Below are 15,488 nucleotides of genomic sequence, written 5' to 3' on the forward strand. Positions count from 1 at the left end.
CCTGTGATCACCCTCCTGCAATTGCCTTCATGACATTGGACTGACTTAGCTCTTCGCCCTGCATTTCTTGAACTTTATGGCGGTCGCGAAGAACTACGATTCGATCGCTCACCCGGAGAACCTCCTCTAGTTCGGAGGAGATAAAGAGAACGGACATCCCTTCTCTTGCGAGCGATAGGACGAGCTTCTGGATTTCCGCCTTCGCCCCGATATCGATGCCTCTGGTCGGTTCATCCAGAATGAGCAGCTTCGGCCGGGTCAGCAGCCAACGCGCCAGCAGCACCTTCTGCTGGTTGCCCCCGCTCAAGTTTTTGATTAGATGCTCCGGGTTAGGCGGATTAATGTTCAGCGCCTTGATATACTCGTCGGCGATTTCGATCTGACGCTTCTTGGATATCGTCTGGAACCAACCCTTTGAAGCTTGCAGCGCTAGAATAATATTTTCGCGAACGGTCAAATCGTCAATAATCCCTTCCAGCTTCCGGTTCTCCGAGCAGAACGCGATGGCATTATCGATCGCTTGCCGGGGCGAGTGAACTCCTCCTTTAGCGCCTTCGATCAAGACTTCGCCCGAGTCCGCTTTGTCAGCTGCGAAGATCAACCGGGCGAGCTCGGTACGTCCCGATCCTAACAGTCCTGCCAAACCGACGATTTCACCCTTCATAATAGCCATATCCACCGGCTCGATTGAGCCTTTCTTGCCAAGAGCCGTCGCTTGCAGGAACGGTTCCTTGCCTTCATTAGCCGACTTAGCTTCTTTAGGCAGCTCTTCAAGCAGATGCAGTTCTTTGCCGATCATTTTGGAAACCAAATCTATGCGGGGCAGCTCGGAGGCCCTATATTCCCCAATCAACTCTCCGCTGCGGAGAATGGTTATTCGATCTGATATTTCATAAACCTGATCCAAGAAATGCGTCACGAACAAAATGGCAAGCCCTTCGCTCTTCAATCTGGACATGACCGCGAACAGCTGAAGCACTTCCCCCCGGTCAAGACTGGAGGTCGGTTCATCTAGAATAAGCACTTTGGCCGAAATGCTTATCGCCCGGGCAATCGCAATTAGCTGCTGCACTGCGACGGAATAATGATGCAGCGGGAGCGTGACGTCGATTTCAAGATTCATCCTTCTCTTCAAGAGCTGCTCGGCATTGCGGTTCATTTCGTTCCATACAATTCGTCCGAAGCGGCGCGGCTCCCGTCCGATATATATATTTTCCGCTACCGACAGATTCGGACATAGGTTAACCTCTTGATACACCGTACTGATTCCGGCCTGCTGCGCATCCATCGGACTTCCGATCCGGATCGCCTTCTGCTCGAGCTCGACCGTTCCTTGATCGATCGAGTACACGCCGGTCAGCACTTTAATCAAAGTCGACTTGCCTGCACCATTCTCGCCCATCAGAGCATGGACTTCGCCAGGAAACAAACGAAAGCTAACATTCGTGAGTGCCTTTACGCCTGGAAAATGTTTGTGAATTCCGCTCATTTGCAATACAGGCTGCTGTTTATCCGTTACACCCACCGCTCTTCTCTCCTCTTCATAAGAAACGAAAGCCGTTCCGTGCCAACAAATTCGCGGTAGGAACGGCTTTCGTTCTATTGTGATCAAGCCATTAGCGCCTAGTATTGACGGTTAGGCAACTCGCGCTTCGCATCTTCGGAAGTGAATACGCCTTCCTTCGTCACGATACGTTTCGGTACTTCTTTGCCTTCATATACGTCACGCACTGCTTGCATCAATTGAGGTCCAAGCAACGGATTGCACTCGACGATGAAATTGATTTTGCCTTCGCTTGCCGCAACGAAGCCGTCATGTACGCCGTCTACCGAAATAATAACGATGTCCTTGCCCGGTACAAGACCTGCTGCTTCGATGGCTTGAATAGCGCCGAGCGCCATGTCGTCGTTGTGAGCGTACAGAACGTCGATGTCTTTATGCGCTTTCAGGAACGATTGCATAACCTCTTTGCCTTTAGCACGGGTGAAGTCACCCGTCTGCGATGCAATGACTTTCAGATTCGGATTCTGTGCGATCACTTCGTCGAAGCCCGCTTTACGGTCGTTGGCTGGAGCCGAACCCGTCGTCCCTTCGAGCTCTACGATGTTAACTGGCTCTTTAGCATCCTTATACGTGTCAACCAACCATTTGCCTGCGCTGCGGCCCTCTTCAACGAAGTCGGAGCCGATGAACGTTTGGTAGAGCGTCGTATCCGTAGAATCAACTGCGCGGTCCGTCAGAATAACCGGAATGCCAGCATCCTTCGCTTCTTTCAGGACAGTATCCCAACCCGATTCAACGACTGGCGAGAAGGCGATTACGTCGACCTTCTGCTGAATGAAGGAGCGAATCGCTTTGATTTGATTTTCTTGTTTTTGCTGCGCGTCGGAGAACTTCAGGTCGAAACCAGCTTCCTTCGCCGAATCTTGAACCGACTTCGTATTCGCTGTTCTCCAGCCGCTCTCTGCTCCGACTTGGGAGAAGCCCAGCACGATCTTCTTATCGGACGCCGCCGCCGTATCGTCTGTCTTCGTCTCCGTCTTCGTCTCTGTCGCAGTTGCTGGCGCTTTGTCGTCTGTAGACTCCTTGTCCTTGCTAGAGTTGCCGCATGCGACGGTAAGCATCAGCATAACGGAAGCTAAAAGCAGACCAAACATTTTCATCTTTTTCAATTCATTGTGCCTCCCTTTTTATGTTCACCCTTGTATAACGGTGTGATTTGATTATATTGGTGTTTTATACATTTTCACATTAAGATAATTAGCAGCGGATTATACTTTTTTATTAGACTATGTTCTTTTCTGAATGTCTCATTTGTTTTTTTGTCCGGTGAATGGATTATCTTGTTCGCTGATTGCAATTTGTACCGATCTTCCCCATAATTCTAGTTGTATTCATTGCGGATATTGAAAGGTTGTTCTCCTATGAACCTGATTAGAAAGCTTGCGTCGAGCCTGCGTGCAAAATTAATTGCAATGTTCATTATATTAACGTGCATACCGCTCATTACGGTCGGACTAGTTTCGTACTATAAATCCTATAACACCGTATTCGCGAACAGCCGATCTTCGAGCTTGCTCGCCGCCGAGCAGTTAAGCCGCAACATCGACAATCTATTCGATGACTCAAGCAAGCTGCTGGAATTAGGCAACGATCCGAACGTTCTGCACTACTTGTTCTCTCAAGCCGACAACTATTCGGATGCGAAGAACATTCTGGAAACAATGGCATCCTACCGATTAACCTATAAATACGACAACGTTCTTAATATTACGATGACGAATCTGTACGGCAGAGGCATCAGCGAGCGCAAAGGCGTATTTCAACTAAACGGCAACCTGATGGGCAATCCTCACTTTGCTTATTTGGTTCGCCATCCCGACGAAATTTTGACCGTTCCATCCCCCGGCTGGTCCGCGGCGGAACGGCTGGACGGCTTTCAATATCAAAACCATAATCTGATCTCGGTCATTACAACGGTGAAACAGCGAGTGACACACGAGACGATTGGCTTCATTATTATCGATATGGACGATGCATTAATTAGAAGCAATTTGAATATGCCGATTCAAGAAAGCGGTTTCTTCTATGTCGCTGACGAATCCGGAGCGCCTATCTATACGCCCGAATCTACCGATGTCTCACCTTCTAAATGGCCGCAGCCTGAACAGATTAAGGCCATGCTGTCCGGAGCGAACCGTTATTACATCGACTCGTCGCACGGGAAGCCGGTCTTTATATTCGCTGCTCCCTTCCAATCGACAGGGTGGAGCCTCGTCGGTTACGTGCCGCTGCAAGAAATAATGGAGCAGGCTCACTCGATCCGGCAGCTGATTATCGTGGCCGTTGCGCTCAGCATTATTTTCGCTATCACGCTTCACTATTTCACGACCAACCGTCTAACGAGGCCCATCCATGTATTGAAGAAGCATATGCAGCTCGCCGCCTCCGGCTACCTCGAAGCGAAAGTGACGCTGCGCGGCACTGACGAGATCGCCGATCTCGGCAACAGCTTCAACATTATGTTAGGTAAAATCAAGCTGCTGCTGGAGCAGAGTATCAGGGAGCAGCAAGAAATTAAAAAGTCGGAGTTTCGAGCTCTGCAAGCCCAGATCAATCCGCATTTCTTATACAACACCTTGGATTCCATCATGTGGATGGCGGAGGCAGGCAAGAAAGAACAGGTTATCCAGCTTGTCGTCGCTTTATCCAAGTTGTTCCGCATCAGTCTTAGCAAGGGCATGGACTTTATCCCGATTGACCGCGAGCTCGAGCACTTAAACAGTTATTTGACGATTCAACAAATCCGGTACCGGGACATATTGGAATACGAGCTTCATATTGAAGATACCATTAAACCGTATTCCATCCTCAAAATGACGCTGCAGCCGATCGTGGAGAATGCGCTCTATCACGGCTTGAAGCAGAAACGAACGAAAGGCTTAATCCGTATTCGCGGTTATGCCGACCACCAAGCGATCTGTTTCGAAATTGAGGACAACGGAATCGGCATGCCGGAGGATCGGCTGAAGCAGCTGCGCCATGATTTGACGGAGCCTCACCTTCCACAAGCCGCAAGCTCTGCCGTCTCAGGCGGATTCGGTTTGCATAATGTTTATCGAAGAATCCAGCTCTATTACGGCCAACCCTACGGCGTCCATATCGAGAGCACGGAGCAAGCAGGAACGAAGGTTACAATCCGAATCCCACAAAGAATGGAGTGACCCGACATGAAGAAAGTAATGCTGGTCGATGACGAAATTCTATTCCGTGAATCGCTTCGCGACTGTTTCGATTGGGAGTCCGAGGGCTTTATCTATTGCGGAGACGCTTCCGATGGCGAGATGGCGCTGCCATTAATCGAACAGCTGCAGCCGGATATTCTCATAACGGATATATCGATGCCATTCATGAACGGTCTGGAGCTGTGCAGCATTGTCCGGACACAGCTGCCGGATACGAAAATTATCATCCTCAGCGGACACGGCGAATTTGAGTACGCAAGAAATGCTGTTCGGATGGGTGTCGAGGACTATTGTCTCAAACCGGTAAGCCCTGGAGACCTTATTCAATTGCTCCATGAGGTGAGCCGCAAAATCGATAAAGAACGGGAATCGAGAGCGAGCATCGAGAAACTGAAACAGCAGGATTATCAGCGGCTTGCGATTACGAAAGAGAAACTGTTCAACGATCTGTGCAGCGGCTTTGTCACGGCCTCGGAAGCGATTCATTGCGCGGCGGAACTTCAAGTCAATCTCATCGCCCGCTTCTATGCCGTCGTTATGATTGATAACCGCTCGCATGGCAGCAAAGATTTACGGATCACAGAAGAGCTGGACCCGAATGAGCTGGCATTGCTTCAGCGCTATGACCGGCTGCAGTTGCAGAACGACGGCTCACTCCTATTTCCTCGCAGCCGTACGGAGAACGTCTGGATCATGAAAGGCGATACATTGGATCAGCTGTATGACGCTTTAGCCGAATTCAAAGAACTGCAGCAGCTTATTCACGATAGGATGACTGCGAGCAGCATCGGCTTATCCGTCGGCATAGGCTCTGTGCAGGACCGTCTGCAAAATGTCCACCTCTCCTTCCTGGATGCCGCCGAGGATATGCACTGGCGCAGATTGTCTTCCCAGAACAGGCTCGCCTTCACGGAAACAAATGCCGGCGTGTTCGATCCTTCGGTATTTCTGGACCGAAGCAAATTCATCGATTTTCTCAAGATTGGCGATCAGACCAAGCTGGAGTCGTTTATTGAAGCGTTATGCGCCCCACTCCAAGGAGTGAATTGGAAGACATCGCCGATTGGCTCGTACATATTGAACGATGTGACGCTTGAAGCGTTCCGTTCGGCCAAAGATATGTACAGCCACGTCAATCCTGAAGAAACTCTGCAGTTCTACCAGCAGCAAATCGCCAAGGTGCAATGCTGGCAGGAAGCGTGCAGCTATCTTGCCTCGTTGGCGGAGCAATTCTGGAGCTGGCGTTCAACCATTTACGATAAGTATGGCCCGCTGCTGAATAAAGTGAAGGACTATATGACCGCCAACTTCGGCAACGATACGCTGTCCTTGCAAAATGCCGCCGAATACGTAAACGTCAGTCCGAGCCACCTGAGCAAAATATTCAGTCAAGAGACGGGGCAAACGTTCATCGAATATTTGACGCAAGTCCGCATACGCAAAGCGATGGATCTGCTCCTGTCAACAGCAGCGAAATCGTATGAAATCGCCTATCAGGTCGGGTACAACGACCCGCATTACTTCTCCAGCTTGTTCAAGCGGATAACGGGCAAAACGACGACCGAATTCCGTAAAACAGGACTGGCCGAATGGCCAAAGGCCGAGTAGCAAAAGGAGCTAAACAGCGTGAGCAACCGAACGAAACTGTTATTCGCATGTTTTTTCGCAGCCGCTATCGTCATCATCTATGCCATCAGCCGTTTGGACTCTTCGCCGCCGCATGACCATTCATCGTCCAGTCTGGCTGACCCGCAACAAATGGAAAAAGAGTCCGCACATGCGAGATTAACGCTTGCCATCATTTATCCATTCGCCAATCCGTTCTATGAGACAATCACCGAACAGATTGAACGGGAAGCAGAGCCGCAGTCCATTCGGCTCATCGTCAAAGCGCCGGATGAGTTAAACAGCGATCAGCAGATCCGGATGCTGGAATCGATGATTAAACAAAAGGTGGACGGGATCGCGATCAGCCCGATCGACCCTGTCGCGCTCGCTCCTCATATTAATAAAGCGGTAGAGCAAGGCATTCCTGTCGTCTGTTTCGAAGCTGATGTACCGAACAGCAAAAGGCTGTCTTTTATCGGCGCCGACCCCTATAAAGAAGGGCTTCTTATGGGGAAAATGATCGATAACCGGCTGAACGACGCCGGTATGATCATGGTGGAGAGCGGATTAAAGACGTCGCTGCAACAACAACATAGACTGGACGGGATGCTCGACTACTTGAAGCAGAATACGACGATCAAGATGTTGGAGCTGCGCTATAATGAGGGAAGCAAAGAACAGGCATTGATCGACCTGGAGGGAATGATCAGCAATCACCCTCACTTTGATATTCTGGTCAATATGGACTTTATCTCGACAGCAGCATCCAGTCTTGTATGGAAAGCCCAAGGACTGAACCGGATGTCCGTAGCGTTCGGAATGTCGCCGGAAGCAACCGAGGCGCTCCAGAACGGCCAGATCAGCGCCATCATCTCGGAGAATGAACAGAATTGGGGAGCCTCGGTCATCAAGCAGCTCGTCAAAGCCGCGGGCGGAAACTTCGTCTCCTCTTGGTTGGATACTGGATTTCAAGAGATCACGCTGGCGGGGCTTAAAGATCAGCTGTAACGATATGAGGCCAAGTTGGACTGGTTAAGGAACGAACACCTCCTTTGACGAGCACCGTGCGGGCCAGCTGCGTATGCCGGAGCAGGGTCCTCAGACATTAGAAAAGGCCGTCGAAAGGTTCTCGACAGCCGATTCTATTCATGATTCATTGACCTGAAAGCTCGCCATCTGCTCACGAAGCCGGTCCGATATCGTAATTAGACGGCTGGATAGCTCAACCAGTTGATCGCCGACAGCTGCCTGCGCGGTGCACAGGGCAACCACTTGCTCCGTCGAAGATGAGGTTTGCTGGGCTACATACGCTACCTCTTCGATCGAAGAGGCCAACATCTCCTGCGTACCGGTAAGCTGCGTTAACGATGCTGAAACTTCTTCCGAGGCTTGAATGAGCTGAAGCATCTGATTCTGTATATCATCAAAAGCCGATTGTACGCCGTATACTTCCGACACCATCTGTTGGAACAGCGGATTCGCCTCGAGCATCGCTAATACCGTTGCGGACATCTCCTCTTCGACATTGACCGTTAACGTTTGAACTTGACCGATCGATTGGCTCGAATGGTCGGCAAGGATCCCGATTTCGCTCGCGATTACTTTGAAGCCCGCACCAGCAGTTCCCGCCCTGGATGCCTCTATCATAGCGTTTAAGGAAAGGATCTTTATCTGCTTAGCCATATGCGTCATAAGCCGCAATACATCGCGGATCGCCCCGACACTGCCGCTCAGCTCTTCGATTCGGTCACTGACGGTTGCCATGCGCCGCTCGGTTTCATTCGTGTTCTGAATAAAACCGGTTATGGTAGCTTCCCCGCGCCGACAAGCGGCGTCCGCCTCCTGCGCAGACGATTCCATTCGTTCTTGCAGCAGAAGCGCCTCCGACAATTTAACGCCCATCTGCATGACATTACCGCTGCTGCTCTCCGCATTGACCGCAAGTCCCGATGCGCCGCTAGCGATCTGCTTACTGGCCTCATCGATTTCATTCGCAGCCCGGGCGGTATGTACAGCGGAATCCGCCATCTCCTTGCTCGAAACGAGAACATGATCTACCGTATGATAGGCTTCGCTCACGAGCGAACCGATTTGCTGCATCATTCGGTTGTAAGCTCCCGACAATTTGCCGATTTCATCTCTGCCCCTCAAATTCAAACGCCCCCGAAAATCTCCGGAAGCCGCCTTGCTCATTAACGTCTCCAAGTGGACGAGCGGTCTGCCGATCGAACGGATGAGCCATAAGCCGATGAAGACGGCGATTATGAATCCCCCTGCGATCGAGAAGACGGTAAGCAGATAAATTTGTTTGACCGCACCGGTAAGCTCACTCATCGGCGCCGTCCCTGCAACGATCCATCCGCTCAGTTTAGAAGCTCTGTACGAGTAGAGAACCGGTTGCCCCGAGTCTTCGCTTATGTAGCTCCCCGAAGGCCCCTCAACGGAACCGGCTTTCATCCTCGTTACGGTCTCGTCTGAATGGCCGCTCCTCGCAATGATACGGTTTCCAGCATCCAATATTGCGATCGTCGAGCTCGGACTGATCTGAACGCCTTGAATCATGGCCTCCAATGCCGACGCTTCGATCTGTACAAGGAGTATAAACTCGTGCGAACCTATATTATTTCTCCCCAGAAGCTTGCCGAATGCGAAAAGCGGTTTAGGCGAGGAGCCTAAATACCCTTCTGTCTCGATAGGCAGCCACACTTCTTTGCCTCCCGCGCTCCGAATCGGTTCGATCCACGATGCAGCAGCATTCACTTCAAGCCCCTCTCGAATGGTGCTGATCGCCCGAATATTCGGATCCTCTAACGGTATTAGCGTAATGTCTCGTATGCGGGCATCGCTTAGTGCCAACTGATCGAACAAGCCTCGTATGTCCCGCGACATTCGATCGCGGTCTTCGTCCCTTTGCTCCTTGCTTGTCAACTGGAACAAGTTCTCGATGAACAAACTATTATTGACAAGCTGACCGGCAACGTTTAAGTAGAACTGCTGCTGCATATCGAGCTTTTCTCCAGCTAATGCGACCGTTTGAAGGGAGCTGGCCTTGACTTGATCGACTAAGGAGCGGCTTGCAATTTGGTACGACACAATGCCGACGGTTGCAGCAATGACGGATACGACGCATATGATCACGATGAATAACCTTGTACCAATGGAACGTGAAGGAGATTTTAATAGCATACGGATGATACCGACCGATTGTCCCAAGCTCTCTCTCCTAACCGATGCGTAAAGTAGAAATGCAAAACTTCTGTACATTTTTTACTATAGAGAGAAGCAATTCGGAAGAACATGTATTAATTTTGTCGGAAGGTGTGTTTTTATGGCGGGTTCCAACTTCGCTATTCCTTATATAAGCTGCTATACATTACCTGATTCAAATAATAAGTCAAAATATCTAACATCGGTCACATTACATCCCCTTGCTGTCCCCTGCTATAGTTAGTTTGCAACCGTTTTCATACCAAACGACAATGGGGGTTTTGCAAAATGCCAAGAGGAAAAAAATTAAAAATGGCCGCAGCCGGAATGGCGCTGCTGATTGGCTTGACGGCATGCAGCTCGAAAGACAGCGGCTCATCTGATTCAGGGGGCGGGGGCAACGTAACGTTGACCTTCTGGAGCATTAACGGTCCAGGGCTTGACGACCTCATCAAGAAATATCAGAATGACCATCCTAATATTAAAATCGACGTGCAAGTGGATGACAAAAACCGCAACGAGAATCTGATTACGGCTTTGTCTGCAGGCAGCGGCGTGCCGGACATCGCCATCACTGCAGTCGACGATATCCCGCTTCTGAAGAACGAAGACTATTGGGTGAACTTGAAAGACTTTGGCGCGGACAAGATGGGGGGCGACTTCCTGGAGACCCGCTGGAAACAAGGCACGAGTGCAGACGGCAGCTTCATCTACGGTATTCCGACCGACTCCGGTCCGATGGCGATGGCTTACCGCAAAGATATTTTTGAAGCAGCGGGGCTCGCTTCAGATCGTGAGTCGGTATCCAAAATGGTCGCGACTTGGGATGACTACTACAATACCGGTTTGATTATTAAAGAAAAGGCCAACAAGCCAATCGCAACGGATGCCTACTTCGGTGCGTTCCTGCCGCTTATCCAACAAGCAGGAGAGTATACGATCTACGATAAGGACGGCAACCTGTCTATCGAGACGAACCCTGCAGTCAAGAAGGCTTGGGACTTCGCCGCCAAGCTGTCGAGCGCTGGATTAACCGCCAAGCAACCGGACTTCTCGGCCGATTGGAACGTCGGTCTCGATAAGGGCGATTTTGCAACACTGTTCGCTCCTCCGTGGATGCTGGGCATCGTACGCGATAATGCACCAAGCGCTTCCGGCCAATGGGATATCGCGATGATGCCAGGCGGATCGGCGAACTGGGGCGGTTCATTCCTGCTCATTCCGAAGCAAAGCAAACATCAGAAGGAAGCTTACGACTTCATTAGCTGGGTACTGGCTCCCGCTCAACAATTGGAGCTCTATAAGACGAACGGAAACTTCCCTTCGACGCCTAGCGTGTACAGCGATGATGCGTTCAAGACGAAAAAAGACGCCTTCTACAGCGACGCGCCGGTCGGCGAGATCTTCGCTAAGGCAGCGGAGCAAGTGCAGCCGATTGATTCCATTCACAACTGGGCATCCGTGACCACGACAGCAAGCAATTATCTTCCGAAGGTCGATGCAGGTGAAGATCCGGAAAAAACATGGGCAGACTTCGTCAAGGAAGTCAAAGCGAATCTAAGCAAATAATCGTTCTTCAGTCTGCGGCAAAAGGGTAACAAACCAACAGGCCGTGTCCAATCAAGGACACGGCCTGCTCTAAGTCTTTTAACGCAAAAAGGAGGACATGGCATGGAGATCGTCCCGAGCACCGAGCAATCCGTCAGAAAATCCCGGTTCAAACGACGGCAGAACGACAACTTGTCGGGCTTACTGTACACATCGCCCTTTTTTATCTTATTTGCCATTTTCGGTCTTTATCCGGCCCTATACACGATTTATGTTTCGTTTCACAAGTGGAGCTTGCTCGGCGATAAAGAATACGTCGGCTTCCGGAATTACCGGCTGCTGCTGACGCAGGATCCTCTGTTCTGGCGGTCGATTCGCAACACATTCATCATCTGGTTCGAATCGGTGCCCCTGCAATTGCTGCTCGCCACACTAATGGCCGTTCTGCTCAACCAAGCTTTCCTCAAGTGGAAAGGTGTGTTTCGGTTTCTCATCTTCCTGCCGAATATCACATCGCTCGTCGCGATCAGCCTTATCTTCGCCAACGTATTCAGCGTAAAGTACGGGCTTGTCAATTATTTGCTCGACTCGATAGGGCTGAATCGAATCGACTGGGTCGTCACGCCTTGGGCGACGCAATTTGCCGTCTCGATGCTTATTCTATGGCGCTACTTAGGCTTTCACATGATCATTCAGCTTGCCGGCCTTCAATCCATTCCGAATGATCTCTATGAATCTGCGACGATTGATGGCGCCAGCAAGACACAGCAGTTCTTTCGCATTACGCTTCCGATGCTGATGCCAACTCTGCTGTTCTCATTGATCATCGCAACGACCGGCGGTTTGCAAATTTTCACCGAACCATACTCCTTCATGACGTCCTTGGTCGGAACTGGCGCAGCCGTTAACGGCGGGAGCAGCAACCAAGTGCTTACAGTCGTCATGTACTTGTACAAAACGGCATTCACCGACCGGTCATTCGGTTACTCGTCTGCCATTGCTAACTTGCTCTTCTTATTAATCATGCTGTTCTCCCTATTCAACACATTCGTCGTGCGTAAGCTTCGCGATTAAGGAGGTTGCCATGAAAAATCCGTTCTTGCGATGGGTCGCCTATTTGCTGGTCACCATCTGCGCTGCATTCTCGCTATTTCCATTCTACTGGATGAGCGTGATTGCGACCCGCTCAGCGGCTGAAATATCAGCTGTTCCTCCAGCCATTTTTTATGGTAATAAGTTAGTGGAGAATATGCATAAAGTCATTTTTAATGATAACATCAACTTTTTGCTTACCTTAGGCAATTCATTCCTGATATCGACGGTTATTACAGCGTCGATGCTGTTGTTCAGCTCGCTTGCCGGCTTTGCCTTCGCAAGGCTCCGCTTCCGCGGGAGCCGAATCATGCTGTTCTTCGTGCTGGGGTCGATGATGATTCCGCTGCAACTCGGACTGATTCCTCAGTACATGATCATCAGCAAGCTGAACTGGCTGAACGACTTGAAGGCGGTTATCGTCCCAGGCATGGTGAGCGCATTCGGCGTATTCTTCATGCGGCAATATATCGACGCTGCCGTACCGAACGAGATGCTGGAGGCCGGCAAAATCGACGGTTGCAGCAATGCGAAGCTTTATTACCGCCTTGTCGTGCCCACGATCGCACCCGCATTCGCAACGCTGGGCATTCTGACCTTCATGAATTCATGGAACGACTTCCTGTGGCCATCGATCGTGCTCAAATCGAACGAAATGCTTACGGTTCAGCTGGCTCTAGTACGTCTTGATGTGAATACGTACTATGCGGATAAGTCTCTGATCATGGCCGGCTCGGTACTGGCAACGCTTCCACTTTTCCTTATCTTCCTATTCTTCAATCGGCAATTCATCGCCGGAGTGACGGAAGGTGCGGTCAAAGGGTGACTTTTTCCCGGTATTCATATGGCGTCATTCCCGTCGACGCCTTGAACAGCCGGCTGAAATAAGCTTGATCCGCATATCCGACCTTCTCGCAGATCTCGTAAATCTTCAATTGGGTTTCCGCCAGCATCTGCTTGGCATTCCCGATCCGAACACGGACGAGATGCTGCGTGAAGGTCATATCCGTCTGGCTTTTAATCAACACACTCAAGTAATTAGGGTTGACGAACAACCGCTGCGCAGCGGAAGCCAGCGTGAGCTCTCCCGCATACTCCTCCTCGATCCATTTTAACGTTATTTTGACCAGCCGATGCCACTCTTCCCGTTCCGTCTGCACGTCAGCTTCCGTACTGTATGCATCCATACCGCTTAACCTTCTCATACCCTCTACATATAACAAACCAAGCTCATCCAGCCCCCCGCTGCCCGCGGAATATCGGATCGTAGTTGCGACCCGGTAAAGCTGAGCAAGCACCTTGGAAATTTCACCTGATACTTCATCGCAGTACCCATTCGTTCCCAGATCCGCTGAAGCAAACAGCACGCCGACCAAATGGCTGTCCTCTACAATGACTGCTGCTTTGCCTGCTTTTCCAAGAAGCTCTTCTATGACATTCTTCATTGCGAACCGGAGAGATCGCGGAGGCAATTCCGTCGTTTCAGCTCGAATGACGAATACGGCGAGCGAATGAAAATCCGGGAATAAGTCTTTATCGGCATGCGGAACCGGCAAACCGTATAGAAGCTCTTGAACCCGCTTTTCCATGACACTATTCTCTCTGAGTCTTCCTAATAGGTCCTGTGCTTTTTCCTGCTGCAATTCCTCGTGCACTTTAAAGATCAAGTTCAACAAGCTATCCTTCGACGCCGGCTTCAGTAAATATTCATAGACTCCGCTATGCAGCGCCGACAATGCATATTCAAATTCGGAATAGCCGGACAGCAGCACAACGCGTATGTGCGGATACAGCCTGCGGACGATTTCGGCGAGCTGCAGGCCATCGACAGCCGGCATGCGAATGTCGGTAATGACCAGGTCGATCGGCTCCTTCTGAATCATTGCGATCGCATCCTCGCCGTCGTCCGCTTCATAGGCAGCATATGGCTCACCTAGCGCAGTCACGACACGCGCAATGGAGGACCGAACCATCGGTTCATCATCTACGATTAATATATGCATGGATGCTCCATCTCCTCTTCTGCTCGATCAAGGGTACAAGGCCAACGCCGCTTCCGTCCGGCGCAGCGCTTCATTCCATGCCTTTGCCGGCGGCACGGTGCCGTTATCTACCTGCTGAAGCACCTCATCCAGCGCGGTCTCCACGACATCGGCGAGGGGGCCTTTGAAGGTTGGCTTTACTTTTCTAGCCGCTTCCGAATACATCTTCCCGACCGGGGAGTTATTGAAGTAAGGGTCTATTTTATCGCGAATTGCTTTATTCTCATAAACGCCCGGCGTAGACGGAAAATTGCCGTTGTCGCTGAACAACCGCAGTTGCTGCTCAGGACTGGTCAAATAACGAATTAGCTCAAATGATTCCTCCGGGTGACTGCCTTCCTTGGGCAGCGCCAAGTATGAGCCGCCCCAGTTGCCATATTGCTGAGGCCCAAGCTCCGCCAAATCCCATTTGCCAGCCGCTTTTGGCGCATTATTCCGAATAATGGCGGTCATCCAGGAAGGTGCCAGCATGACCGCGAAGCTGCCTTTCTCTAACGCAACGCCCCACTCCGGCAAATAGGTTTCGATGTTGGCAGACAGTCCGAGCTCGGCCGCTTTCATCGTGTATTCCCACGCCTTTCGAGCTTCGGTATTCTCTTCAAGGATCAATCGTCCCGTCGAACGGTCAAAGTATTGTTCATCCAACTGGCTGAACATCAGCCTGAACATAATTCTTAAATTGTTGAACATCTTCGTTCCGGCCTTCTCTTTCAGCGCCTTCCCAACCTCGATATAATCGTCCCAGCTCTGCAGCAATCGAGACACCGACTGCCGATCGGACGGAAGTCCCGCCTTCTCGAATAAATCACGGCGATAAGCCAGCATCAGTGGACCGATATCCGTTGGCAAGGCAAGCAGGAACGACCGGTCGGAACTTTCCGCGTTGATCCATTTCCAATCCAAATATTCGCTCGACAAAGCTCCTGCCCCATAGTCATACAAGTTATGAAAATGGGAGGAGAAGCTTTTGAAGCGGTCGATGAACGTCCCTTCGATAACAACAACATCCGGAGCGCCGTACCCTGCGGCAAGAGCGGTCTGCAGATTGCTGTGGACGTCGGCATATTGGGCGGTAACGACTCGTATCTTTAACTCCGGATGTTCACGGTCATACTCCGTAATGAGCGGTTCAAGCCCTGTACCGGGCAGAAGCCATACGGTCAATTCGGACGGGTGCGGCTCCTGGACCGCTGCTACCTCCACTACAGGGACGGAGGAGCAGGCCGTCAATAGAGACAACAAGAG

Annotated in this window: 11 protein-coding genes; 6 read left to right on the plus strand and 5 right to left on the minus strand. The window is 50.8% G+C overall.

Annotated elements, in window-relative coordinates; genetic code table 11:
* Positions 1-7: 7 nt before the first annotated feature.
* Together PKO01S_RS04830 and PKO01S_RS04835 are read right to left on the minus strand one after the other, a co-directional pair.
* Positions 8-1,525, minus strand: coding sequence for a sugar ABC transporter ATP-binding protein (locus PKO01S_RS04830; protein ID WP_307719815.1), 1,518 nt, complete (start codon positions 1,523-1,525; stop codon positions 8-10).
* Positions 1,526-1,623: 98 nt separating this feature from the next.
* A complete protein-coding gene (locus PKO01S_RS04835) occupies positions 1,624-2,664 on the minus strand; it encodes an ABC transporter substrate-binding protein (RefSeq protein WP_218031460.1) in 1,041 nt (346 codons plus the stop codon).
* 261 nt (positions 2,665-2,925) lie between these two features.
* On the opposite strand from PKO01S_RS04835, the gene PKO01S_RS04840 reads away from it, so the two are divergent.
* The 3 genes from PKO01S_RS04840 to PKO01S_RS04850 are packed head-to-tail and all read left to right on the plus strand — an operon-like array spanning position 2,926 to position 7,362.
* Complete coding sequence (locus PKO01S_RS04840; RefSeq protein ID WP_127530172.1) at positions 2,926-4,725, plus strand: cache domain-containing sensor histidine kinase; 1,800 nt, start codon at positions 2,926-2,928, stop codon at positions 4,723-4,725.
* Between the two features lie 6 nt (positions 4,726-4,731).
* Positions 4,732-6,354 (plus strand): response regulator, encoded by a 1,623-nt coding sequence (locus tag PKO01S_RS04845; protein ID WP_127530173.1) that lies wholly within the window; start codon positions 4,732-4,734, stop codon positions 6,352-6,354.
* 18 nt (positions 6,355-6,372) lie between these two features.
* Positions 6,373-7,362, plus strand: coding sequence for a sugar ABC transporter substrate-binding protein (locus tag PKO01S_RS04850; protein ID WP_127530174.1), 990 nt, complete (start codon positions 6,373-6,375; stop codon positions 7,360-7,362).
* 138 nt (positions 7,363-7,500) lie between these two features.
* Here the strand turns inward: PKO01S_RS04850 and PKO01S_RS04855 are convergent, their stop codons facing one another.
* The gene (locus PKO01S_RS04855; protein WP_164779481.1) at positions 7,501-9,567 is read right to left on the minus strand and encodes a methyl-accepting chemotaxis protein; all 2,067 of its coding nucleotides are present in this window, start codon (positions 9,565-9,567) and stop codon (positions 7,501-7,503) included.
* Between the two features lie 282 nt (positions 9,568-9,849).
* On the opposite strand from PKO01S_RS04855, the gene PKO01S_RS04860 reads away from it, so the two are divergent.
* The 3 genes from PKO01S_RS04860 (at position 9,850) to PKO01S_RS04870 (ending at position 13,027) form a co-directional block, all read left to right on the plus strand.
* Entirely contained in the window at positions 9,850-11,130 is a 1,281-nt protein-coding gene (locus tag PKO01S_RS04860) for an ABC transporter substrate-binding protein (protein WP_127530176.1), read from the plus strand.
* Between the two features lie 102 nt (positions 11,131-11,232).
* Positions 11,233-12,183, plus strand: a complete 951-nt coding sequence (locus tag PKO01S_RS04865) for a carbohydrate ABC transporter permease (protein WP_127530177.1) — start codon at positions 11,233-11,235, stop codon at positions 12,181-12,183.
* 10 nt (positions 12,184-12,193) lie between these two features.
* Positions 12,194-13,027, plus strand: coding sequence for a carbohydrate ABC transporter permease (locus PKO01S_RS04870; RefSeq protein WP_127530178.1), 834 nt, complete (start codon positions 12,194-12,196; stop codon positions 13,025-13,027).
* Here the strand turns inward: PKO01S_RS04870 and PKO01S_RS04875 are convergent.
* Together PKO01S_RS04875 and PKO01S_RS04880 are read right to left on the minus strand one after the other, a co-directional pair.
* A complete protein-coding gene (locus PKO01S_RS04875) occupies positions 13,017-14,204 on the minus strand; it encodes a response regulator (protein WP_127530179.1) in 1,188 nt (395 codons plus the stop codon). The two genes, PKO01S_RS04870 and PKO01S_RS04875, sit on opposite strands and share 11 nt — an antisense overlap.
* Positions 14,205-14,231: 27 nt before the next feature.
* Positions 14,232-15,485 (minus strand): ABC transporter substrate-binding protein, encoded by a 1,254-nt coding sequence (locus PKO01S_RS04880; protein WP_164779482.1) that lies wholly within the window; start codon positions 15,483-15,485, stop codon positions 14,232-14,234.
* Between the last annotated feature and the right edge of the window lie 3 nt (positions 15,486-15,488).

It is taken from the genome of Paenibacillus kobensis NBRC 15729 (assembly GCF_004000825.1).
GTDB classification, from domain to species: Bacteria; Bacillota; Bacilli; order Paenibacillales; family Paenibacillaceae; genus Paenibacillus_T; species Paenibacillus_T kobensis.